At 73.2% G+C, this 23,338-nt stretch carries 19 protein-coding genes; 16 read left to right on the plus strand and 3 right to left on the minus strand.

The features are described from left to right. The first annotated feature begins 72 nt into the window (after positions 1–72). Both aspS and CFLA_RS19010 read left to right on the plus strand, forming a co-directional pair. A complete protein-coding gene (aspS, locus tag CFLA_RS09150; RefSeq protein WP_013117040.1) occupies positions 73–1,848 on the plus strand; it encodes an aspartate--tRNA ligase in 1,776 nt (591 codons plus the stop codon). 7 nt (positions 1,849–1,855) lie between these two features. Next, positions 1,856–2,611: a GNAT family N-acetyltransferase gene (locus CFLA_RS19010; RefSeq protein WP_013117041.1), complete on the plus strand. Its 756-nt coding sequence runs from the start codon at positions 1,856–1,858 to the stop codon at positions 2,609–2,611. 13 nt (positions 2,612–2,624) lie between these two features. Here CFLA_RS19010 and CFLA_RS09160 read toward each other — a convergent pair whose 3' ends face one another. From CFLA_RS09160 to CFLA_RS09170, 3 genes are all read right to left on the minus strand, one after another. After that, a complete protein-coding gene (locus tag CFLA_RS09160) occupies positions 2,625–4,085 on the minus strand; it encodes a lipase maturation factor family protein (protein ID WP_013117042.1) in 1,461 nt (486 codons plus the stop codon). A 74-nt stretch (positions 4,086–4,159) separates the two neighbouring features. Next, positions 4,160–4,573 carry a ribosomal maturation YjgA family protein gene (locus CFLA_RS09165; RefSeq protein WP_013117043.1) on the minus strand — a complete coding sequence of 138 codons (414 nt, stop codon included), beginning with the start codon at positions 4,571–4,573 and terminating at the stop codon, positions 4,160–4,162. 5 nt (positions 4,574–4,578) lie between these two features. Further along, positions 4,579–6,810 carry an MMPL family transporter gene (locus CFLA_RS09170; RefSeq protein ID WP_013117044.1) on the minus strand — a complete coding sequence of 744 codons (2,232 nt, stop codon included), beginning with the start codon at positions 6,808–6,810 and terminating at the stop codon, positions 4,579–4,581. A gap of 108 nt (positions 6,811–6,918) precedes the next feature. Between CFLA_RS09170 and CFLA_RS09175 the strand changes: the two genes are divergently transcribed. From CFLA_RS09175 to CFLA_RS09245, 14 genes are all read left to right on the plus strand, one after another. Then, complete coding sequence (locus CFLA_RS09175; RefSeq protein ID WP_013117045.1) at positions 6,919–8,340, plus strand: replication-associated recombination protein A; 1,422 nt, start codon at positions 6,919–6,921, stop codon at positions 8,338–8,340. A 251-nt stretch (positions 8,341–8,591) separates the two neighbouring features. Beyond that, a complete protein-coding gene (gene rpsD / locus CFLA_RS09180) occupies positions 8,592–9,218 on the plus strand; it encodes a 30S ribosomal protein S4 (RefSeq protein WP_013117046.1) in 627 nt (208 codons plus the stop codon). A 165-nt stretch (positions 9,219–9,383) separates the two neighbouring features. Beyond that, positions 9,384–9,755, plus strand: coding sequence for a DUF948 domain-containing protein (locus CFLA_RS09190; RefSeq protein WP_013117047.1), 372 nt, complete (start codon positions 9,384–9,386; stop codon positions 9,753–9,755). Further along, complete coding sequence (locus CFLA_RS09195) at positions 9,752–10,135, plus strand: hypothetical protein (protein WP_013117048.1); 384 nt, start codon at positions 9,752–9,754, stop codon at positions 10,133–10,135. The genes CFLA_RS09190 and CFLA_RS09195 overlap by 4 nt, the downstream gene beginning before the upstream one ends. Before the next feature lie 87 nt (positions 10,136–10,222). Continuing rightward, positions 10,223–12,916: an alanine--tRNA ligase gene (gene alaS / locus CFLA_RS09200; RefSeq protein ID WP_013117049.1), complete on the plus strand. Its 2,694-nt coding sequence runs from the start codon at positions 10,223–10,225 to the stop codon at positions 12,914–12,916. Next, the gene (ruvX, locus tag CFLA_RS09205; RefSeq protein WP_013117050.1) at positions 12,916–13,488 is read left to right on the plus strand and encodes a Holliday junction resolvase RuvX; all 573 of its coding nucleotides are present in this window, start codon (positions 12,916–12,918) and stop codon (positions 13,486–13,488) included. The genes alaS and ruvX overlap by 1 nt, the downstream gene beginning before the upstream one ends. Before the next feature lie 7 nt (positions 13,489–13,495). After that, complete coding sequence (gene mltG, locus CFLA_RS09210; protein ID WP_013117051.1) at positions 13,496–14,701, plus strand: endolytic transglycosylase MltG; 1,206 nt, start codon at positions 13,496–13,498, stop codon at positions 14,699–14,701. Next, a complete protein-coding gene (locus CFLA_RS09215) occupies positions 14,701–15,546 on the plus strand; it encodes a shikimate dehydrogenase (protein WP_013117052.1) in 846 nt (281 codons plus the stop codon). Before mltG ends, CFLA_RS09215 begins: the two co-directional genes overlap by 1 nt. 105 nt (positions 15,547–15,651) lie before the next feature. Then, positions 15,652–17,325: a GspE/PulE family protein gene (locus tag CFLA_RS09220; protein ID WP_013117053.1), complete on the plus strand. Its 1,674-nt coding sequence runs from the start codon at positions 15,652–15,654 to the stop codon at positions 17,323–17,325. A 481-nt stretch (positions 17,326–17,806) separates the two neighbouring features. After that, positions 17,807–18,943 (plus strand): type IV pilus twitching motility protein PilT, encoded by a 1,137-nt coding sequence (locus CFLA_RS09225; RefSeq protein ID WP_013117054.1) that lies wholly within the window; start codon positions 17,807–17,809, stop codon positions 18,941–18,943. Next, on the plus strand, positions 18,943–20,172 hold the full coding sequence (locus CFLA_RS09230; RefSeq protein ID WP_013117055.1) for a type II secretion system F family protein: 1,230 nt from the start codon (positions 18,943–18,945) through the stop codon (positions 20,170–20,172). Before CFLA_RS09225 ends, CFLA_RS09230 begins: the two co-directional genes overlap by 1 nt. A gap of 171 nt (positions 20,173–20,343) precedes the next feature. Continuing rightward, positions 20,344–20,799, plus strand: coding sequence for a type II secretion system protein (locus CFLA_RS21185; RefSeq protein WP_013117056.1), 456 nt, complete (start codon positions 20,344–20,346; stop codon positions 20,797–20,799). Positions 20,800–20,895: 96 nt separating this feature from the next. Further along, on the plus strand, positions 20,896–22,674 hold the full coding sequence (locus CFLA_RS21095; RefSeq protein WP_013117057.1) for a prepilin-type N-terminal cleavage/methylation domain-containing protein: 1,779 nt from the start codon (positions 20,896–20,898) through the stop codon (positions 22,672–22,674). Further along, positions 22,667–23,329: a PilW family protein gene (locus CFLA_RS09245; protein WP_013117058.1), complete on the plus strand. Its 663-nt coding sequence runs from the start codon at positions 22,667–22,669 to the stop codon at positions 23,327–23,329. The genes CFLA_RS21095 and CFLA_RS09245 overlap by 8 nt, the downstream gene beginning before the upstream one ends. Positions 23,330–23,338: the final 9 nt, after the last annotated feature.

A 23,338-nucleotide genomic window follows, 5' to 3' on the forward strand; every position in this document is an offset into this window, starting at 1 on the left:
TGCCCCGCGCGCGCAACTATGATCGACGCCGACGCCCACCTGGGCGCGGATCCCCGACCTGAAGGACCTTCCGTGCTGCGCACCCACACCGCCGGCTCGCTGCGGGCCGAGCACATCGGCACCACCGTCACCCTCACGGGCTGGGTGGACCGGCGTCGCGACCACGGCGGGGTCGCCTTCGTGGACCTGCGCGACGCCTCGGGCATCGCCCAGGTCGTCGTGCGCGACGAGGCCGTCGCGCACGGACTGCGCGCCGAGTACGTGCTGCAGGTCACGGGCGAGGTCGGCCGGCGCCCCGAGGGCAACGAGAACCCGAACCTGGCGACGGGCGAGGTCGAGGTCGTCGCCCACGAGGTCGTCGTGCTCAACGAGTCGGCGCCGCTGCCGTTCCAGGTGTCCGCGTCCGTCGACGAGCAGCCCGGCGAGGAGGCGCGCCTGCGCCACCGCTACCTGGACCTGCGCCGGCAGGGGCCCGCGCACGCGATCCGCCTGCGCGCCCAGGTGAACCGCGCCGCCCGTGCGGTCCTCGACGAGCGCGGCTTCGTCGAGGTCGAGACCCCGACGCTCACGCGCTCCACGCCCGAGGGGGCCCGTGACTTCGTCGTCCCCGCCCGCCTGGCCCCGGGCAGCTGGTACGCCCTGCCGCAGTCGCCGCAGCTGTTCAAGCAGCTGCTGATGGTCGGCGGGCTCGAGCGCTACTACCAGATCGCCCGCTGCTACCGCGACGAGGACTTCCGCGCCGACCGGCAGCCGGAGTTCACCCAGCTCGACGTCGAGGCGTCGTTCGTCGACCAGGACGACGTCATCGAGCTCGCCGAGTCGGTCCTCACCTCCCTGTGGGACCTCATCGGTTATGCGATCCCGACGCCGATCCCGCGGATGACCTACGCCGACGCGATGCGCCGGTACGGCACCGACAAGCCCGACCTGCGTTTCGGCCTGGAGCTCACCGACCTCACCGAGTACTTCGCCGGCACGCCGTTCCGCGTGTTCCAGTCGCCGTACGTCGGCGCGGTCGTGCAGCCCGGCGGAGCGAGCACGCCCCGTCGCGGGTTCGACGCGTGGCAGGAGTGGGCCAAGCAGCGTGGCGCCAAGGGGCTGGCCTACGTGACGGTCGGCGAGGACGGCGAGCTCGGCGGCCCGGTCGCCAAGAACATCTCCGACGCCGAGCGCGCGGGCCTCGCCGCCGCCGTCGGCGCGCAGCCGGGCGACGCCGTGTTCTTCGCCGCCGGCAAGGCCACCGAGGCCCGTGCGCTGCTCGGCGCCGCGCGCCTGGAGATCGGCCGCCGCGGCGGGCTGATCGACGAGGACGCGTGGTCGTTCGTGTGGGTGGTCGACGCTCCGCTGTTCAAGCCCACCGGCGAGGACGACGACGTGGCGGTCGGCGCCGGCGCCTGGACGGCCGTGCACCACGCGTTCACGTCGCCCACGCCGGAGTGGGTCGACCGCTTCGAGGAGGACCCGGGCGCTGCGCTCGCGTACGCCTACGACATCGTCTGCAACGGCAACGAGATCGGTGGTGGCTCGATCCGTATCCACCGTCGCGACGTGCAGCAGCGGGTCTTCCAGGTCATGGGCATCGGCGAGGCCGAGGCGCAGGAGAAGTTCGGCTTCCTGCTCGACGCCTTCCAGTTCGGCGCGCCGCCGCACGGCGGCATCGCGTTCGGCTGGGACCGCATCGTCACGCTGCTCACGCGCTCGGACTCCATCCGCGAGGTCATCGCCTTCCCGAAGTCCGGCGGCGGCTACGACCCGCTCACCGGCGCGCCGGCGCCGATCTCCGTGGAGCAGCGCCGCGAGACCGGCGTCGACGCGAAGCCGAAGGCCGCGGCCTCCGTCCCGGCCTGACACGCGCGTGGCGGGCCTGCTCGGGCTGCTCCCGGCAGCCCTCACCACGCGCCGGTACGTCATGGACGGCCGCGACCGCTGGGCGGACGCGGCCGTCCTGGCCACCGGGGACGCGTCGGCGGTCCTCACGACCCCGATGCCGGGCGGCTCCCTGGTCTGGGCGCTCGGACGCCCCGACGAGCTCGAGGTGCTGCTGCCGGGCGCGCTCGTCGCGCACGGTCCGGGCGTGCGCTGGGCCACCGTTCCCCGCGCCGTCCGCGTCCCGGAGCCGGTGCTCGAGGCCGCCGGGCTCGCGCACCTCACGAGCTGGGACCGGCTCTCGGCCGACGTCGCCCCCGTGGCCCAGCCGGGGGAGGACGTCGTCGCACCGCTCGACCTCGTCGTCGCCGAGCAGGACGTTCTCGCGTGCCTCGTGGCGGCGAACCCCGCGTCGCGCGCGCGGCCCGGCGCGCCGGACGACCTGGGCTGGTGGGGCGTGCGCGACGGCGCGCGGCTCGTCGGCGTCGTCGGCACGGCCGCGCGCCCCGACGGTGCGGTCTTCCTCCACGGGCTCGGGGTCGTCGCGTCCCACCGCGGGCGCGGCCTGGGCCGCGCCCTGACGGCCGCCGTGACGCGGCGCGCCCTGAACGACGGCGCTCCGTGGGTGTCGCTGCACATGTACGCCGACAACGTCCCCGCGCGTCGCCTGTACGACGCGCTCGGCTTCCGGGTCGACGTGGAGAACGCCGGCTACGGCCCGCCCGGCCTGCCGCCGCCCGGGTGAGCGACCCGGTCGGTCAGGCCGTGCGCAGGTGGCGCGCGAGCGCCGCAGCGTCGACGGGCCCGACGAGCGTCCCCGTCTCGTGGCGCACCCACCGCGCCCGCGAGGCGCGTCGCTCGGCACGCGTCGCGAACCGGTAGCCGAAGAGCCGCGCCCGCACCCAGCGAGGCGGGTCGCCGTCGAACGGGTCGTCCGCGAGCAGCCGCAGCGTGGGCCGGTCGGCCTCGAGCAGCCGGCCGAGGAGCGGCAGGAACCACCGCAGCTGGGCCGACGACCCGAGCGCGAGGAACCACATGCCCCAGTCGAGGCGCAGGTGGTATGGCGCGACCTGGCGGGGGAGGCGCCGCACGTCGGTCGGCTTGCCGCGGAACTCGTACGCGTGCCACGTGGCGGCGTCCGGGTCCGCGTCGAGCGTGCCCTCGACGACGACCTCGGTGCGCCGCCGCGTCACCGTGCCGAACGCCCCGTACGCGTTGGCCAGGTGCCACGCGTTGAAGGACGCGTTCATCCGCTGGTGGCGCGAGACCAGGTTGCGCAACGGGTGGCGGCTCAGCCACGCGCACACCGCGGTCACGACGAGCACGACGACGACCCACCACGCGGGCGCTGCCGCGGGGGGACGGGCGCCGAGGTCGACGCCGGCCGGACCGAGGACGCGCGCCCACGTCGCGTCGTCGACCGCCGAGCAGGCCAGCACGATCGTCAGCCAGTTGAGCCACGCGAAGTTGCCGGACAGCACGAGCCACAGCTGCGTGACCACCATGACCGCAGCCGCGGTGGACGCGACCGTGCCCGGCACCAGGAGGCCGAACGGCACGACGAGCTGTGTCACGTGGTTGGCGAGCACCTCCGCGCGGTGCACGGGACGCGGCAGGAGGTGGAACAGGCGGCTCAGCGGCCCGGGCATCGGCTGGGTCTGGTGGTGGAAGTCCAGGGCCGTGAGATCACGCCAGGCGGTGTCGCCCCGCATCTTGATCAGCCCCGCACCGAGCTCGACGCGCAGCACGAGCCACCACAGCAGCACCAGCACGGGCAGCGGTGGCGCGACGACGCGCGAGCCGAGGAACGCCACGAGGAAGCCCGCCTCGAGCAGCAGCGACTCCCAGCCGAAGCCGTAGAACACCTGGCCGACGTTGACCACCGACAGGTACAGCACCCACAGGAGGCCGAACGCCGCCAGCGGTGCCCACGGCGGCCCCGACTGCGGCACACCCGCCACGAGGCTCACGGCGACCAGCACCCCCGTCGCCCCGACGGCGACCACGAGCCGGTCGGAGTACCACCTGTGGAACAGGCTCGGGCTCGCGCGGAACGGCACGCGCGCCGTGAACGCCGGCACGGGGAGCAGGCCGCGCTCGCCGAGGAGCGGGCGGAACTGGCGCAGGACCGCGACGAACGCGACCACGTACACGGCCGCCACGCCGCGTTGCACCACCTCGCGCGCCACCGTGTAGCCCTCGGCGTCGAACCAGTCCACGACCGCGCACCTCCTCGCGCCGCACGTCCCCCCCAGCGTCGCCGACGTGCGAGTGCCACGCGCGCCGGGTGGGGTCAGGAGGGCTCGCTCCGCCGGGCGGCGGCAGCGTCGGCGGCCGTCACGGCGCCGACACCGGTGGCGTAGGCGAGCAGGTCCGTCGCTACGAACGTCGAGCCCAGCACGTACGCGGCGGGCGGCCACGCGGCTCCGACGGCGGCCGGCAGGGGCGTGAGCTGGGCGAGCTCGACCGCCGTGCACACGCCCAGGGCCGTGCCCGCGGCGACGAGCACGCCCACGCGTGGTGCGACGAGCAGCACGAGCAGGTGCACGAGCGCCGCGTACAGCACCCCGCCCGCGAGGTCGGCGAGCAGCCCGCTCCCGCGCGAGACGGCGAGACCCGCGACGACCACGACGCTCGCAGCGACGGCGAGCAGCGTGCGCGACCGACGCGCACGGGCGGCCCCGGGTGCCTCGACCCCGGGCGGCACGCCGCTCAGTGCAGCACCGCGAACCGCTGGTACAGCCACCGCAGCGGACGCGGCGCCCACCAGTTCGCGCGACCGAGGATCGTCATGGTCGCGGGGACGAGCAGCAGCCGCACGACCGTCGCGTCGACCAGCACCGCGAACGCCAGCGCGAACCCGACCTGCTTGATGACGACGAGGTCGCCCGTCACGAAGCCGGCGAACACGACGACGATGATCGCGGCGGCCGACGTGATGATCCGGCCCGAGCGCTGCAGGCCGAGGCGCACCGCCTCGTCCGTCCGCAGGCCCTCGTCGTGCAGCTCCTTGACCCGCGCGAGCAGGAACACCTCGTAGTCCATCGCCAGCCCGAAGGCGAACGCGACCACCAGCGCGAGCACGTAGGTCTCGATGCCGCCCGTGGACGTGAACCCGAGCAGTCCCTCGAGGTGCCCGTCCTGGAACACCCACACCATCACGCCCAGCGACGCGACGATCGACAGCACGTTGGTCAGCAGGGCCTTCACCGGGACGAGCACCGAGCCGGTCATGAGGAACAGCAGGAGCAGCGTGGCGCCGCCGACGACCCCGAGCGCGAGAGGCGCGCGGTCGACGAGCGCCGCGGTGAAGTCGAGCTGTGCCGCCGCCTGGCCCACCACCCAGCGCTCGAACGGCGCGTCGAGCGCCCGCACCTCGCGCACGACGTCCGCCGCGACCGGGCCGCCCGCGTCGTCGGTGTCCGCGCGCACGCCGATCACCACGTAGGCGCCGAGGGGCGAGGGCGGGTCGACCGTGACGACGCCGGGCAGCTCCGCCACCTCCTGGGCCCAGGCGGTCGCGTCCTCGAGCGGTGCCGCGACCACGACCGTGAGCGTGGGCGTCGCGGTCGCCGGGTAGTTCTCCTCGAGCTGCGTGACGTACTCCCGCTGCGCCGCGTCGGACGGCAGCAGCTCCAGACCGCTGATGCGCAGGTCCATCCGCAGCACGGGCGACGCCAGGACCGCCAGCAGCGCCACCGCGCCGAGCAGCACCCACCACGGGTGGCGCTGCACCCGTCCCGCGAGGGCAGAGAACGCCCCCTCCTCGCTGGTCACGTCGGACGCCCGGCGCAGGCCCGGAACGCGCGCCAGCAGACCCGGACGCGCCAGGCGCCGGCCGGTCAGGGTCAGCAGCGCGGGCACGAGCGTCACCGCGGTCGCCACCGCGACGAGCACGACCGCGACGCCACCTGCGGCGACCGCACGCAGGATGTCGGGACGGAACAGCAGCAGGCCGGCGATCGCCACGGCCACCGTCACGGCCGAGAAGACCACCGTGCGTCCGGCGGTCGCCATGGTCCGCTCCACCGCGACCAGGACCGCCCCGTCCCCCCGGCGCCGGCGCGAACCCGCGCCCTCGTCGGTGCCGACGGTGCGCGTCAGCTCCTCGCGGAACCGGGAGACGACGAGCAGGCCGTAGTCGATCGACAGACCCAGCCCCAGGACCGTGACGACGTTGACGACGGACGCGTCGACGTCCATGACGTACGTGAGCGCCAGCAGCGCGCCCAGACCGCCGGCGATCGACGCGAGCGCACCCGCCATCGGCATCCCCGCGGCGAGGAACCCGCCGAACACCACGAGCATCACGAGCAGCGCGACCGGCAGCGCCACCTGCTCGCCCGTGCGCAGGTCGTCCTCGGCCTGCTGCGTGATCTCGTCGACGACGAGGTGCTCGGCACCCACGAGACCCTGCACGTCACGGGCGACCGGGCGCAGGTCGTCCGGCACGGCGCGCAGCCGCCGCTCGACGTCGTCGAGCGCCGCGGCGCGCACGTCGGCGTCGAGGTCCGGCGCCAGCTCGACCACGACGAGGAACCCGCGACGGTCCTGCGCGAGCAACGGCGCCGCAGCGGGGTTCTCGACGCCACCGGGCAGCAGGAGCGGGTCGATGACCGACGCGACGCCCTCCACCGCCAGGAGGTCCGCGCGCACGGGCTCGAGCGCCGGACCCAGGTCCGGCTCGGCGACGTTCAGCCCCGACAGCACGAGGTTGACACTGGGGCCCGTCGTCCGTTCCGCCGCGAGGATCTCCTGGCCGCGCGTCGACTCGGCACCCGGGACGCCGGGCGCGCCCGTGGCGACCCGGTCGAACAGGTTCTCGCCCTGCACGCCCTGCACGGCGAAGGCGTAGCCCGCCACCGTGAGGACCAGCCACACGACGACCGTCAGACGCGGGTGGTGGGCGACGGCGCGACCCAGACGTGCGAACACGCGGGTCATCGTGGCAGGTCCACGGGCACCGGCGCACGTCACGGGTGACCTGGTCCGGGTCGGTGCGCGCCGTGACCGCGCACGCGACCGCCGCCCGCGGTGCGTAGGCTCGCCGGCATGGACCTGTTCGACGCGGTCACGTCGACCGCGCAGGGGTTGCCCGCGCCCGGCGCCGGGGCCCCGCTCGCGGTGCGCATGCGCCCGCGGACCCTCGCCGAGGTCGCCGGGCAGGGGCACCTGCTCGTGCCGGGGTCGCCGCTGCGACGCCTCGTCGAGCCCGCGGACGACGCCGCCCGCCGGGCCGCCCCGTCGTCGGTCGTGCTGTGGGGGCCGCCGGGCACCGGCAAGACCACGCTCGCCTACCTCGTCGCGAGCACGTCGGGCCGGCGGTTCGTCGAGCTGTCGGCGGTGACCGCCGGCGTCAAGGACGTGCGTGCGGTCGTCGAGGACGCCCGCCGCCGGCTCGCGGCCGACGGGTCCGAGACCGTCCTGTTCATCGACGAGGTGCACCGCTTCACCAAGGCCCAGCAGGACGCGCTGCTGCCGAGCGTCGAAAACCGCTGGGTCACCCTCGTCGCCGCGACCACCGAGAACCCGTCGTTCTCCGTCAACTCCCCCCTGCTGTCGCGGTCCCTGCTGCTCACGCTGCAGCCCTTGACCACCGACGACGTCCGCACGCTCCTGCAGCGCGCCGTCGTCGACGAGCGCGGCCTCGCCGGCGCCGTCACGCTCGAGGACGACGCGCTCGACCATCTCCTGCGACTGGCGGGCGGCGACGCCCGCAAGGCCCTGACGGTGCTCGAGGCCGCTGCCGGGGCCGCGCTCGCGGACGGCGGTGCGCGGCCGGACGGCGACGCCCCCGCCGACGGCGGGGCGCCGGTCGTCGTGGACCTGGCGACGGTCGAGCGTGCCATCGACGTCGCCGCCGTGCGGTACGACCGCGACGGCGACCAGCACTACGACGTCGTCAGCGCATTCATCAAGTCGGTGCGCGGCTCCGACGTGGACGCCGCGCTCCACTACCTCGCGCGGATGGTCGCCGCGGGTGAGGACCCCCGGTTCATCGCGCGGCGCATCGTCATCTCCGCGGCCGAGGACGTCGGTATGGCCGACCCCAGCGCGCTGCAGACCGCTGTCGCCGCCGCCCAGGCCGTCGCGCTCATCGGGATGCCGGAGGCCCGGATCATCCTGGCCGAGGCCGTCGTCCACCTGGCCACCGCGCCGAAGTCGAACGCCGCGTACCTCGGCATCGACCGTGCGCTCGCGGACGTCCGCGCGGGACGTCTGGGCACCGTGCCGCCGCACCTGCGCGACGCGCACTACGCCGGCGCCCAGGGAATCGGCCACGGCAAGGGATACGTCTACGCGCACGACGCGCCGCACGCGGTGGCCGCGCAGCAGTACCTGCCCGACGATCTCGTCGGCTCGCGGTACTACGAGCCCAGTGACCGCGGCTTCGAGAGGTCCGTGGGGGAGCGGCTGGCGCGGATCCGCTCGATCCTCGACCCCTCGTCCGGCGGTGCGCCGCCCGTCGGGTAGTATCGACCGGTCGTCCGCCGCGTGCGGGCGGCGCGCGCTGCGCACGGGGCGGTCCGTCCGCTCCGGAGCACGGCGCACCAGCACGACCCAGCAAGCAGCACCTGGGGCCCTAGCCCGCGGCACCGGACGTCCTCGCGACTCCCGGCCGGCCGCACCGTGGTCGGCCCCACGCCCGTCGGAACCCCTTTCCGTCCGGACCACGTCCGGAAGCGCGGGTGTGCTCGTCCAACGACACGACAGGAAGTACCACTGTGAGCAGCGTGACCCGTTCGCGTCGCCAGGTCCGCCTGAGCCGCGCGCTCGGCCTGGCCCTGACGCCCAAGGCCGTCAAGCACTTCGAGAAGCGCCCCTACCCGCCCGGTGAGCACGGCCGCGCCCGCCGTCGCACCGAGTCGGACTACGCGGTGCGTCTGCGCGAGAAGCAGCGTCTGCGCGCCCAGTACGCGCTGCGCGAGAAGCAGCTCGCCAAGGCGTACGAGAACGCCCGCAAGGCCCCGGGCCTGACCGGTGAGGCCCTCGTCGAGGACCTCGAGACGCGTCTCGACGCGCTCGTGCTGCGCGCCGGCTTCGCGCGCACGATCCTGCAGGCGCGCCAGACGGTGACCCACCGTCACGTGCTCGTCGACGGCAAGATCGTGGACCGTCCGTCCTTCCGCGTGAAGGAGGGCCAGACCCTGCAGATCAAGCCCAAGTCGCAGGCCACCGTGCCGTTCCAGGTCGCCGCCGCCGGCGCCCACCGCGACGTGCTGCCGGCCGTGCCGGGCTACCTCGAGGTCCAGCTCGAGAAGCTGTCCGCCACGCTGGTGCGCCGCCCCAAGCGCGCCGAGGTCCCCGTGACGTGCGAGGTCCAGCTGGTCGTCGAGTACTACGCCCGCTGACGCACACCCACGACGAACGCCTCGCCGCGCACCATGTGCGGCGAGGCGTTCGCGTGTCCGCCGGCGACACGCGCGCCGACGTGCGCGGACGCGCGGGTAGGGTGGCGGGGTCCGGTCGCGGACGAGCACGCGGACGAGCAGGACGGGCTGTGGAGGAGGACGGGCATGGAGGTCTCGATCGGTGACGTCGCAGGACTCATCGCGGCGGTGGCGTTCGTCGCCCTCGTGGGCTTCCTCGCGCGGCCGCTGCTGCGGCTCGCCGACGTGCTGGACGAGGCGCGGAGCTCCGTCAAGGAGATGACCGACCACGCGCTGCCCGTGCTCGACGAGACCGCACGCGTCGTGGCGTCCTCGGCGACGCAGCTGGAGAAGGTCGACACCGTGACCACGGCCGCCGCGCAGGTCGGCGAGAACGTCTCGGCGCTCACGTCGCTCGTCACCGCCACCGTCGGCGGCCCGCTCCTCAAGGTCGCGGCGTTCTCCTACGGCGTGCGCCGGGCGTTCGCGGGCCTGCGCTCGGGTGGTGCGGGTCGGTGAGGCGCCTGTTCTGGGTCGGCGTCGGCGTCGCCCTCACCGTCGTGGTGGTGCGCCGGGGGCGTGAGCTCGTCGACCACTACGCACCGGCCGGCACGACCGACGCCGTGGACGGTGCGCTGCGCGTGACGCGTGCGCTGCGCCACGCGCGCGACGACTTCCGCGCCGGTGTCGCCGAGCGCGAGGCCGAGCTGCTCGAGGCGCTCGTCGGCGACGTCGACCTCGACACGGTCCGCGCGAACGCACCGCGGCACCGCGCCGAGCTGCGCGAGGCGTTCGGGCGGCCCGCCCGCGACGACCTCGCCCGGGACCTCGTGGCACGGGGGTGGGCGGACGAGCCCGTCACCGACCCCGACGACGACGCGCAGGCACCGTTCTTCTGAGCAGACCTGCACCATCCGGGCCGCGCCCGGCCCACCTGACCCCTCCGACCGCCGTCCGGCGGCGGACCTGCACCTGACGAGGACGACATGCGCACCGCCGAGATCCGCCAGCGCTGGCTCGACTACTTCGCGAGCAAGGACCACGCCATCGTGCCGTCCGTGCCGCTCATCTCCCCGGACCCGTCGATCCTCTTCACGATCGCCGGCATGGTGCCCTTCATCCCGTACATCCTCGGGACGCAGGACGCGCCGTGGCCCCGCGTCGCCAACGCGCAGAAGTGCATCCGCACCAACGACATCGAGAACGTCGGCCGCACCACACGGCACGGCACGTTCTTCCAGATGCTCGGGAACTTCTCGTTCGGCGACTACTTCAAGGAGGGCGCGATCGAGCTCGCGTGGGGCTTTCTCACGGGCGCGCAGGAGTCCGGGGGGCTGGGGCTCGACGGCGACCGGCTGTGGGTGACGATCTGGAACGAGGACGACGAGGCGGCGGACGCACTGGTGCGCGTCGGCGTCGACCCGCGGCACGTCGTGCGCCTCACGCGCGAGGAGATCTTCTGGGACACGGGCCAGCCCGGTCCGGCCGGGCCGTGCGCCGAGTGGCACTACGACCGGGGCCCCGAGTTCGGCCCCGACGCCGTCGGCGGGACGGTCGACCCCGGCGGCGACCGCTACCTCGAGATCTGGAACCTGGTGTTCGACCAGTTCGTGCGCGGCGAGGGGCGGGGCAAGGACTACCCGCTGCTGGGCGAGCTCGAGCGCAAGGCGATCGATACCGGCGCGGGCCTCGAGCGCATCGCCTACCTGCTGCAGGGCAAGAACAACCTGTACGAGACCGACGAGGTGTTCCCGGTCATCGAGCGCGCGGCCGAGCTGTCCGGGCGGCGCTACGGTGCGTCGGGCGAGGACGACGTGCGGCTGCGCGTCGTCGGTGACCACGTGCGCTCGGCGCTGATGCTCATCGGCGACGGTGTCACGCCGTCGAACGAGGGCCGCGGCTACGTGCTGCGCCGCCTGGTGCGTCGCGCCGTGCGCTCGATGCGCCTGCTCGGCGTGGAGGACGCGGCGCTGCCCGAGCTCCTGCCGATCAGCCGCGACCTCATGGGCGTGTCGTACCCCGAGGTCGTGCGCGACTTCGACCGCATCTCCCAGGTCGCGTACGGCGAGGAGGACGCGTTCCTGCGCACCCTGACCGCCGGCACCACGATCTTCGAGGGAGCCGTCTCCAAGGCGAAGGCGGGCGCGGACGGCACGGGCGTCGTGCTGACGGGCGAGCAGGCGTTCGCGCTGCACGACACGTACGGCTTCCCGATCGACCTGACGCTCGAGATGGCGGCCGAGCACGGCGTCGACGTCGACGAGCAGGCGTTCCGCACCCTCATGCAGGCGCAGCGCGACCGCGCGCGCGCCGATGCGCTGGCCAAGAAGACGGGCCACGCCGACACGAGCACGTACCAGCAGCTGCAGCAGGCGCTGAGCGCCGAGAACGGCGCGTCCGTGCGGTTCGTCGGGTACACCGACACCACGGCGGCGACCAAGGTCGTCGGGCTGCTCGTCGACGGGGTGCCCGCCCCTGCGGCGACGGCCCCCGCCGACGTGCAGGTCGTGCTCGACGTCACGCCGTTCTACGCCGAGGCGGGCGGCCAGCTCGCCGACACGGGCACGATCAGCCTCGCGGACGGCGCGATCGTCGAGGTCGACGACGTTCAGGCGCCCATCAAGGGCCTGTCGGTGCACCACGGCCGGCTGGTCGACGGCACGCTGACGCTCGGCGACACCGGCACCGCGACGATCGACACCGCGCGACGCCGGGCGATCGCCCGGGCGCACACCGCGACGCACATGGTGCACAAGGCGCTGCGCGAGGAGCTCGGCGACACCGCGACGCAGGCGGGGTCGGAGAACGCGCCCAGCCGGCTGCGCTTCGACTTCCGCTCGGGCCAGTCGGTGCCGGCGTCCTCGCTGTCGCAGATCGAGGGCCGCGTCAACGAGCGCCTGCAGGACGACCTCGAGGTCACCGACCGCACGATGGCGATCGACGAGGCGCGCGCGCTCGGCGCGATGGCGCTGTTCGGCGAGAAGTACGGCAACGAGGTCCGCGTCGTGTCGATCGGCGGCGACTGGTCGCGCGAGCTGTGCGCGGGCACGCACGTGCGCCGCTCCGGTGAGCTCGGCCTCGTGACGCTCCTGGGCGAGTCGTCCATCGGCTCGGGCGTGCGTCGCGTCGACGCGCTCGTCGGCGACTCGGCGTACGGCTACCAGGCCAAGGAGCGCGCGCTCGTCAGCCAGCTCTCGGGGCTGCTCGGGGCGCGCCCTGACGAGCTCGGCGAGCGGGTGTCCTCGCTGCTCACGCGTGTCCGGGAGTCGGAGAAGGAGCTCGCGGCGCTGCGGCAGGCGCAGGTGCTCGCGGCGGCATCGGGGCTCGCGGCCGGCGCGCAGCAGGTGGGCACGGCGCTCGTCGTCGCGCACGACGCGGGCGAGGTCGCGGCGGCGGACGACCTGCGCACGCTCGCGCTCGACGTGCGCGGCCGGCTGGGGGAGTCCTCGCCGGTCGTCGTCGCCGTCGGCGGCGTCGCCAAGGGGCGGCCGGTCGTGGTCGTGGTCACCAACGCAGCGGCGCGTGAGGCCGGGCACCGGGCGGGTGCGCTCGTGCGCACCGCGTCGGGCGTGCTCGGCGGCGGCGGGGGCGGCAAGGACGACGTCGCCCAGGGCGGCGGCACCGACGCGTCCCGTCTGCCCGACGCGCTGGACGGCGTCGTCGCGGCCGTCCGGGGCTGATGGGCGTGCACGTCGCACCGTCCGACGTCGACACGGTGGGCCGCGGCGTGCGGCTCGCCGTGGACGTGGGCACGGTGCGCGTCGGGGTCGCGTCGAGCGACCCGGACGGGCTGCTCGCGACGCCCGTGGAGACGCTCGCGCGTGCCGCGAGCAAGCCGTCGTCCACCGCGGCGGACGTCGCACGGATCGCGGACGAGGCGCGGGAACGACGTGCGGAAGTTGTGTACGTCGGTCTCCCGCGTCATCTCTCCGGGGCGGAGGGGTCGTCTGCGGGGGTCGCTCGCGCGTACGCTGTCGCACTGGCGCACGCGGTCCGGCCCGTCCAGGTCCGGCTCGTGGATGAGCGGATGAGCACGGTGTCCGCGCATCACGCGCTCCAGGCGGCCGGCCGATCCGGTCGCCGCCACCGTGAGGTCGTCGACCAGGCAGCCGCGGTGGTGATCCTGCAGCACGCGCTGGACATGGAGCGGACCACGGGACGACGGCCCGGGGAACGGGTCGAGGTGGACCGCGACCGCTCCGGGCCGGCACGTGGGGGCGTTGTGGGTGACGGCACGACGACTGTGGAGTGACGCGCAGGTGAGCAACCAGACGGAGTGGTGGGCCCCGGTGAAGTCCGACGAGAGCGTGACCGACCTGTTCGGCGGTGAGCGCGTCGCGGCGGCGCCGGGTGCGCCCGAACCGCGACGACGGTCCCGCTCGTCGGGCCGCAAGCGTGAGGAGCGGATGCGCAAGCAGCGCCGCCGCCGGTCGGTCTCCGTGCTCGTCGTCGCGCTCGTGCTCGTCGCCGGCGCCGGATACGTCGTCTTCTCGCTGCTGGGAGGCCAGCTGTTCGCCGGGTCCGGCCAGGAGCGCGTGACCGACTACCCCGGTGCCGGGCGCCCCGGGGCGCCCACGATCGTCATCAACGCCGGTGACACCGGCGCAGCGATCGCTGCGACGTTGTACGACGCCGGCATCGTCGCGTCCGAGGCGGCGTTCCGCGAGGCGTTCGACGCCAACCCCGACGCGGCCGGTATCCAGCCGGGGACCTACCAGCTCAACCTCGAGATGAACGCCGAGCGTGCGGTGCTGGCGCTGCTCGACCCGAAGAGCCGCAAGTCCATGAAGCTCACGATCCCCGAGGGCTGGACGGCCGACGAGATCTTCGCGCGCATCAACGAGGTGACGCTCGTCCCGGTCGAGGAGCTCAAGGCTGCGGCGTCCGACCCTGCCGCGATCGGACTGCCCGCCGAGGCGGGAGGCAACCTCGAGGGCTGGCTCTTCCCGACGACCTACCAGGTCGAGCCGAACCCGACGGCGCAGTCCGTGATCGCGCCGATGGTGGCCAAGACCGTCGAGACGCTGACGTCGAAGGGCGTCCCCCAGGACCAGTGGCTCGACGTCCTGAAGAAGGCGTCGCTCATCGAGAAGGAAGCGGTCCTCGACAGCGACCGGCCGATGATGGCCCGCGTCATCGAGAACCGGCTCGCGCAGGGCTGGCCCCTGCAGATCGATGCGACGCTCGTCTACGCCCTCAAGAAGCCCGGCAACGAGCTGACGCAGGCCGAGCTCGAGGACACGTCGAACCCGTACAACTCCCGCAAGCTCAAGGGGCTCCCCCCGACGCCGATCGCGTCGCCGGGCATCCCCTCGATCGAGGCGGCGCTGGCACCCGCGGCCGGGGACTGGATGTTCTGGGTGACGGTGAACCTCGAGACCAGCGAGACGAAGTTCGCCACGACCCACGACGAGTTCCTCGAGTACAAGGCCGAGTACCAGGCGTGGGTGGAGGAGAACCGCTAGTGGCGGTTCGCCGTGCCGCCGTCCTCGGTCATCCGGTCGCACACTCCCTGTCGCCCGTGCTGCACCGCGCAGCGTATGCGGCCCTGGGTCTCGACGAGTCGCGGTACGACGCCGTCGACGTGACCGAGGAGCAGCTGCCGGGGTTCCTCGTCGGGCTCGACGAGTCGTGGGTGGGGCTCAGCCTCACGATGCCGCTCAAGCAGACCGTGATCCCGCTCCTGGACCACGTCGAGCCCCTCGCCGAGGTGGTCGGTGCGGTGAACACCGTGCTGGTCGCGGGCGTCGGCGGTGCGCGTGTGCTGACGGGCGCCAACACCGACGTGCACGGCCTGGTCGCGGCGCTCGGGGAGGGCGGTGCGGGCGGCGGGCTGCGGTCCGCCGCGGTGATCGGGGCGGGTGCGACCGCGGCGTCCACGCTCGCCGCGCTCGCACAGCTCGGCTGCCCGACGCCCCGGGTCTACGTCCGCTCGCAGGCACGCGCCGGTGGGCTGCTGCGCGCGGCGCACCGGATGGGCGTGGAGCCGCGGCTGTGCCGGCTCGACGACGCGGCCCGGGAGATCGGTCGCGTCGACGCGGTCGTCAGCACGCTGCCCGCGCACGCCGCGGACGTCCTCGCTGCGGACCTGCAGGGTGACGTCACCGGTGTCCTGCTCGACGTCTGCTACGATCCGCGCCCCACCGCGCTGAGCGCGGCCTGGGCCGCGCACGGCGGCCGCGTCGTCGGCGGCGAACGCATGCTGCTGCACCAGGCGGCGGAGCAGGTGCGGCTCATGACGGGGCGTGCCGGGCCGCTCGACGCGATGGACCGTGCGCTCGACGCGGTGCTCGCCGCCACACCCGGCTGAGCCCGCGCGGGGGTCGCGATTCCGAGGGGGCTTCAGACCGCGCCAGGATGTGCCGATGCCTCCTCGGGTGCTGCTCCATGGTGCCCACGGACGAGGGAGGCACGGGTGAAGCAGCTCGGGGAGATCCTGCTCGACGAGGGGCTCGTCACGGAGGCGCAGCTCCTGGCGGCACTGGACGAACAGACCAGCCTGGGGACGTCGCTCGGGCGGACGCTCGTCGAGCTCGGCATCCTCACCGAGGCGCAGCTGGTCCGGGCGCTCGCCGCGCAGGTGGGCATGGAGTTCGTCGACCTCGACGAGTACCCGGTGGACCGGACCGCGGTCGCCCTGGTGCCCGGTGCCCTGTGCCGGCGGCACTCGGTGCTCCCGGTCGGTGTGCGCAACGGTGCGCTCGTGCTCGCCACGCCGGACCCGGGCAACGTCGTCGCCGTCGACGACGTCCGCACGATCTCGGGCATGACCGTGATCTCGGTCGTCGCGACGCACGACAACGTCCTGCGAGCCATCGACCGGTACTGCCGGGCCGACGGCGAGATGGAGGACCTCACCAACGCCTTCGAGGAGTCGCAGGAAGCCGAGGTCGACCTCTCGGCACGCATGGGGGACGTCCTCGACGACGAGGCGCCGATCGTGCGGTTCGTCAACCTGCTGGTGACGCAGGCGATCACGGACCGCGCGTCGGACATCCACATCGAGCCCAGCGAGCACGACCTGCGCGTGCGCTACCGCATCGACGGTGTCCTGCACGAGACGCAGCGGGCGCCGAAGAACGTCACCGGCGGCGTCGTCAGCCGCGTGAAGATCATGAGCGACATCGACATCGCGGAGAAGCGCAAGCCGCAGGACGGCCGGATGTCGGTCATGCACAACGGGCGCAAGATCGACCTCCGTGTCGCGACCCTGCCGACGGTGTGGGGCGAGAAGATCGTCATGCGCATCCTCGACAACTCCACGGCGAGCCTGGACCTGCGTGACCTGTCGTTCCTCGAGCACAACTACGCGACGTACAAGGAGTCGTACACCAAGCCGTACGGCATGATCCTCGTCACGGGGCCCACGGGTTCGGGGAAGTCCACGACGCTGTACGCGACGCTCAACGCCGTCTCCAAGCCGGACATCAACGTCATCACCGTCGAGGACCCGGTCGAGTACCGGCTCGCGGGCATCAACCAGGTGCAGGTGAACCCCAAGGCGGGTCTGACGTTCGCCGCGGCCCTGCGCTCGATCCTGCGTTCGGACCCCGACGTCGTGCTCCTCGGTGAGATCCGCGACCACGAGACCGCGCAGATCGCGGTCGAGGCCGCCCTCACCGGGCACCTCGTGCTCTCGACGCTGCACACGAACGACGCGCCCTCGGCGGTGACCCGCCTGACGGAGATGGGTATCGAGCCCTTCCTCGTGGGTTCGGCGCTCGACTGCGTGGTCGCGCAGCGGCTCGCGCGACGGCTCTGCCCGAAGTGCAAGGAGGCGTACCGCCCGACCCCGCGGGAGCTGGAGGCCGCGCGCTTCCCGTGGGTCGAGGGCGAGCAGCTCCCCGAGTTCTTCCGTCCGGCGGGGTGCGCGGCGTGCTCGCGCACCGGGTACAAGGGGCGCCTCGCGCTGCACGAGGTGATGCGGGTCACCGAGGACATCGAGCGTCACGCCGTCGCTCACTCGTCGTCGGCCGACATCGGGGCGACCGCGGTCAAGCAGGGGATGATCACGCTGCGCGACGACGGGTGGCAGAAGGTGGCGTCCGGCCTGACGTCGATCGAGGAGATCCTGCGCGTCGTGGCGTGAGCCCGTGCCGGCCGCCGCTCAAGTCGCGCGGCGCCCGTTCCGATGACACCAGGGGGCGCCCTCGGGTGGCCTCTGAGCGCGGCCGTCCCGACGACACCGCGGAGCAGCACGGACGCATGTGGAGGACGACGTGACCGACGCCTACCCGGGGCCCACGAGCGGCGCGACGCGTCCGCTGCCCCCGTACCGCCCGGCCGGACCGCAGGCGGGGCCCGGCGGAGCACCGATGTTCAGCCCGGTGCCCTCGCAGAGCACCGCCGGCGCGCCGCCGGCGCCGCCACCCGCTCATGGCCCCGCAGTGCCCGGTCACGCCGCTCCTGCGCGCCACGCGCCGCCGCCCTCCGCACCGCCGAGGACGCCTGCAGGTGCCGTCCCGCCGCCGGCCCACGTGCCGGCGCAGCAACCGCCGCAGCCGCCGGCCGCGCGTCCGGCGGACGCCGCTCCCCGCCGCGCGCTGGGTCAGGAGTCCCAGGCGGGCGACATGCCGATCGACGAGGTCCTGCGGGAGATGGTGCGCCTCGGGGCGTCCGACGCGCACTTCACGACGGGCTCGCCGCCGATGGTGCGGCTCTCGGGCGCGCTGCAGCCCCTCGAGCAGTTCGGGCCGGTGATGCCCGACGGCCTGCGGCGCTCGCTCTACGCGATCCTCACGCAGAAGCAGCGGGAGCGGTACGAGGAGGAGCTCGAGCTCGACGTCTCCTACGCGGTGCGGGGTCTGGCCCGGTTCCGCGTCAACGTCTACCAGCAGCGGGAGTCGATCGGCGCGGCGTTCCGCGTGATCCCGTACGAGATCAAGCCGCTCGAGGAGCTCGGGGTGCCGGCCGTCGTGGGCACCTTCGCGGGGCTCCCGCGCGGGCTCGTCCTGGTGACGGGTCCGACCGGGTCGGGCAAGTCGACGACGCTCGCCTCGATCATCGACCTCGCGAACCGCACGCGTCAGGACCACATCATGACGGTGGAGGACCCGATCGAGTTCCTCCACCGCCACAAGAAGTCGCTGGTCAACCAGCGCGAGGTCGGTGCGGACACCCACTCGTTCGCGAACGCGCTCAAGCACGTCCTGCGCCAGGACCCCGACATCATCCTGGTCGGGGAGATGCGTGACCTGGAGACCATCAGCGTCGCGCTCACGGCGGCCGAGACGGGTCACCTGGTCTTCGCCACCCTGCACACGCAGGACGCCGCCCAGACGATCGACCGCGTCATCGACGTCTTCCCGTCGCACCAGCAGGCCCAGGTCCGTACGCAGCTGGCCGGCGCGATCCAGGCGGTCGTCTGCCAGACGCTGTGCAAGCGCGCGGACGGGCCGGGACGCGCCGTGGCGACCGAGGTGCTGGTGGCGACCCCCGCCATCCGCAACCTCATCCGCGAGGGCAAGACGCACCAGATCTACTCCTCCATGCAGGCCGGCGCGAAGCAGGGGATGCACACGATGGACCAGCACCTGGCGGACCTGGTGAAGCAGGGCAAGATCACCTACGAGGTGGGGCTCGAGAAGTCCCATCACGCCGAGGACTACAACCGGTTGACCGGGAGGTTCTCGGGGGCGTCGCAGGGCGCGGCCGGCATGGGTGACGAGGTCACGATGGGCTCCGGCTCGTACGGGCAGGCGTTCTGATGGCCGCCGGGACGAAGACCTTCGAGTACGCGGTCCGTGACCGGTCGGGGAAGATCGTCAAGGGCCGCGTCGAGGCGAACAACCAGGCCGCCGTCGCCAACCGGCTGCGCGAGATGGGCCTTGCGGCCGTCTCGATCTCGGAGGTCTCCACGAGCGGCCTGCAGACCGAGTTCACGATCCCCGGGCTGTCCAACAGGATCTCCCTGAAGGACATCGCCATCATGTCGCGCCAGCTGGCGACCATGATCGACTCCGGCCTGTCCCTGCTGCGCGCGCTGGCGATCCTCGTCGAGCAGACCGAGTCCAAGCCGCTCGCGAAGATCCTGTCGCAGGTCCGCAACGACGTCGAGGTCGGGACCGCGTTCTCGACGGCGCTGGGCAAGCACCCGGAGACGTTCCCGCCGCTGATGGTCAACATGGTGCGCGCCGGCGAGGTCGGCGGCTTCCTCGACCAGACGCTCGTGTCCATCGCCGACAACTTCGAGACCGAGGTCCGGCTGCGGGCCAAGATCAAGTCCGCGATGGCCTACCCCGTCATCGTCCTGGTGATCGCCGTCCTGGCCGTGGTGGGCATGCTGCTGTTCATCGTGCCGGTCTTCGCCGAGATGTTCGCCGGGCTCGGCGGCGAGCTGCCGGGGCCGACCAAGTTCCTCATGTTCCTGTCGGGCATGCTGAAGTGGACGATCGGTCCCACGGTCGTCCTGCTGGTGCTGGCGGGCGTGTGGTGGGGCAAGCACAAGAACGACAGGGCCCTGCGCGAGCGGATCGACCCGCTGAAGCTCAAGGTGCCGGTCTTCGGGCCGCTGTTCCGCAAGATCGCGGTGTCCCGGTTCACGCGCAACTTCGGGACGATGATCCACGCGGGCGTCCCGCTGCTCCAGGCCCTGGAGATCGTCGGCGAGGCCAGCGGGAACATCGTCATCGAACGCGCGGCCAAGGCCGTGCAGGAGTCCGTGCGGCGCGGTGAGTCGCTGGCGGGGCCGCTGTCGCAGCACCCGGTCTTCCCGCCGATGGTCGTGCAGATGATGGCGGTCGGTGAGGACACCGGCGCGCTGGACACCATGCTCGGGAAGGTCGCCGACTTCTACGACCAGGAGGTCGAGGCGATGACCGAGCAGCTCACGAGCCTCATCGAGCCGCTCATGATCGTCGTCATCGGCGCGATCGTCGGCTTCATGGTGATCTCCATGTACATGCCGATCTTCGGCGTCTTCGACCTCATCCAGTAGGAGTTGCTCCGGCCGGGTGAATCGCGCGGCGGACCGGGGCCGTCCGCTCAAGGCCACGCGCCGCACCGCCGATGTCACGGATGCAGTGATGAACCGGCGTCCAGGTGCGCGAGCACCTCGCCGGCTGAGATCGACATTCCGACCGTTCACGCGTCCTCAGGAGCAACCACCATGATCGCTCGTATCCGCAAGTCCATCGACGAGAAGGACCGGGGCTTCACCCTGATCGAGCTCCTCGTCGTCATGATCATCATCGGCATCCTCGCCGCGATCGCCATCCCGGTCTTCCTCAACCAGCGGAAGAAGGCGGCGGAGACGTCGGCCAAGTCCGACGCGACCAACATCTCCAAGGACATCGCGGCCGCGTTCGTCGACAACCCGAACGCCGCCCTGGACCTGTCGATCGCGAACGGCGCCAACGCGACCGGCACGGCGACCATCACGGCGACGATCACGATGGGCACCGAGACGACCTCCGTGAAGGTCGGCCCGGGCAACACGGTCACGCTCGCGCCCGCGACCGGTGCGACCTCGACCACCTACTGCGTCACGGTGACGCCCGCGGAGGCGGGTGCCTCGGCGTGGAGCGCCGGCGGCAACGGCATCAAGAAGGGCACCACCTGCTGACCAGGTAGCCCGAGCTGGACGGCGGGGGGTGCGCTTGACCGCGCCCCCCGCCGTTCGCGCTCCGCCCGCACGTCCCGTCCCTCGAAAGGTGGCCCGGTGGAGAGCCAGGAACGACCGCGTGACGACGCAGGCTTCACGCTCGTCGAGGTCATCATCGCGATGGTCATCACCGTCGTCGTCATGATGACCCTCGCGGTGACCGTCGTCGGCGCGCTCACCACCGTGGCCCAGGCCCGGCAGCGCCAGACGGCGACGGCCCTGGCCACGCAGGAGCTCGAGCGGCTGCGCGCCCAGCCGTACGACCGTGTCACGCAGCAGGACCCGGCCTACCCGGCCGTGACCGCCGCGTACGTCACCACCACCGCCGGCGTCGTGACGTTCGCGCCCCCGGCGCGGCTGCTCAGCGGCCCCGGGGAGCCGCTCGTGGTCAACGCGGTCTCCGGCAAGGCCGTGAACCAGGTGGTCGACGGCATCACCTACACGGTCCAGACGTATGTCACGCGCCCGGCCCCCACGGCGTCGGGCTCCCAGCCCTTCAACCTCACGGTCGTCGTGAAGTGGACGAGCACCGTGCGGCCCGACGGGCGTGAGGTCGTGCAGCGCTCGACCACGTTCTCGCCCGCCGGCTGCCTGTCGACCGCGACGAGCCCCTTCGCCGCCCCCTGCCAGTCGTACTACACGATCCGCGCGGGGGAGTCCCTCGCCGGCCTGACGGTCAGCAGCGACGCCGGGCCCGATCAGCTCATCGCCGGCATGGACGCGCCCCAGCTGCGGCTCGACCTGACCCGGTCCTCCGCGAGCATCCTCGCCGAGCAGACCGTGAGCGGCACCTCCGCCGCGGAGACGTCGGGCGCCTCCAAGGCCTCGGCGACGACGACCGGGGGCGAGGCCGCGGGGGCCGCCGTCGACTCCGACCCGTCCTCGACGCCGCAGCAGTCGGTCTCCACCGCCACCGCCGGCAAGACCGCCTCGACACTCGCGGCCAGCGGCCCGGGCGGTGTGCTCGCGGTGCGGCCGTCGACCGCCGACTCCGGCGGCGCCCGCGCCGCGGTCGCGGCACCCTCGTCGATCTGCACCGGTGCTGCCGGCTCCGGGCTGGTCACGGGCGCGGCGGGCGCGGAGCGGCCGTGCGCGTCCTCCAACATCCAGGCGTCGGGCGGCGCGTCCGTCCTCACCTACACCTCACCGTCCGGCACAGCCGTGGAGCTGGCCTCGTTCGCGGCCGCCGGGACGTCGTCGCGTTCGGTCGCCGGGATCCTCGGGTCCGCGAACTCGGGCGTGTGCGCGTCGGGGTCGCCCGTGAACTGCGGGCACGCCGGCACCGCCCGGACACTGGGCGCGTCGATCGTCGGCGGGGCCGCCGTGAGCGCCGCACCGGCGGGCTTCACCGCGAGCCGCGGGCTGTTCTCCCTGTCCGGCCTCACCGAGTCGGCGCGTGCCGAGGAAGGGCCGTCGGCCCAGACGCCGTCGTACACGCGTGCCGGGACCCTGTGGGTCTGGGACGGGACCGGATACCAGACGGTGAACCTCGCGACGTTCGCGACGCCCGCGACGGGCGTCACACCGGTCGCACAGTCGTGGCAGATCCCCCCGACGGCCGTCACCTACGCCGGCGGCGTGACCCTCACGTACGAGGGCACGGTGACCGTGCAGCGGCCGCGCGTCGAGCGGTTCCCGGTCGTCCGCACGGGGAACGTCGCCGTGGACTGCAAGGCGGACGCCTGCACCACGTCGGTCGACGCGTCCGCGGCGGTCACCGCCAACGTCACCGTCGTGGTCACCGGTGCCACCGGCGAGCTCACGAGGTTCGCCCTCGCGGCGAACCTCGGCGGTCTCACCGCCGACTCCTCCTTCAAGGCGGCCGCCAATGCCTGAGATCCGACTCCGCCGTGCGCGTCCGCGCGGGGACCGCGGGACGTCGCTCGTCGAGCTGCTCGTCTCGATGACGCTGTTCGCCACCGCGATGGCCCTCATCATGGGCGCCGCCATCGAGGTGCTCCACGTCACCAAGGACGCCGAGGGTGCGGCCGCATCCGTGCAGAACACCCGCCAGGCCCTGGCGATGATCGACCGGCAGGTCCGCTCCGGCAACGTCCTGTTCAGCCCGGCGGACGAGGCCCTGCACGTCTCCACGTGTCAGGACCTCGGGGCGCTGCAGGGCTCGTGCATGCGGATCTTCACGCAGTCGAACGGTTCCGAGAAGTGCGTCCAGTGGCAGGTCGCGCCGTCCGCCACCGGCGGGACGCACGAGCTGCGCATGCGCAGCTGGAGCCCCACCTGGCAGACCACCGGCGGCGTCTCGGACTGGGCGGTCGTCGCGCGCGGACTGCGCGAGCCGACGTCCACGTCGGCGCCGTTCGTGCTCGACGTCGGCCCGGCCGGCATCTACGGCGAGCGGCTCCTGCGGGTGCACCTCGTCGCGATCAACGAGGCCTCCGGCAAGGACGTCTCGCTGGATGCGTCGATCTCCGGGCGGAACACGACCTACGGCTACACCGGCAGCGAGTGCCTGCCGGTCCCGGCCGCCTGACGGTACGGA

This window comes from Cellulomonas flavigena DSM 20109, from assembly GCF_000092865.1.
Taxonomy (GTDB): domain Bacteria; phylum Actinomycetota; class Actinomycetes; order Actinomycetales; family Cellulomonadaceae; genus Cellulomonas; species Cellulomonas flavigena.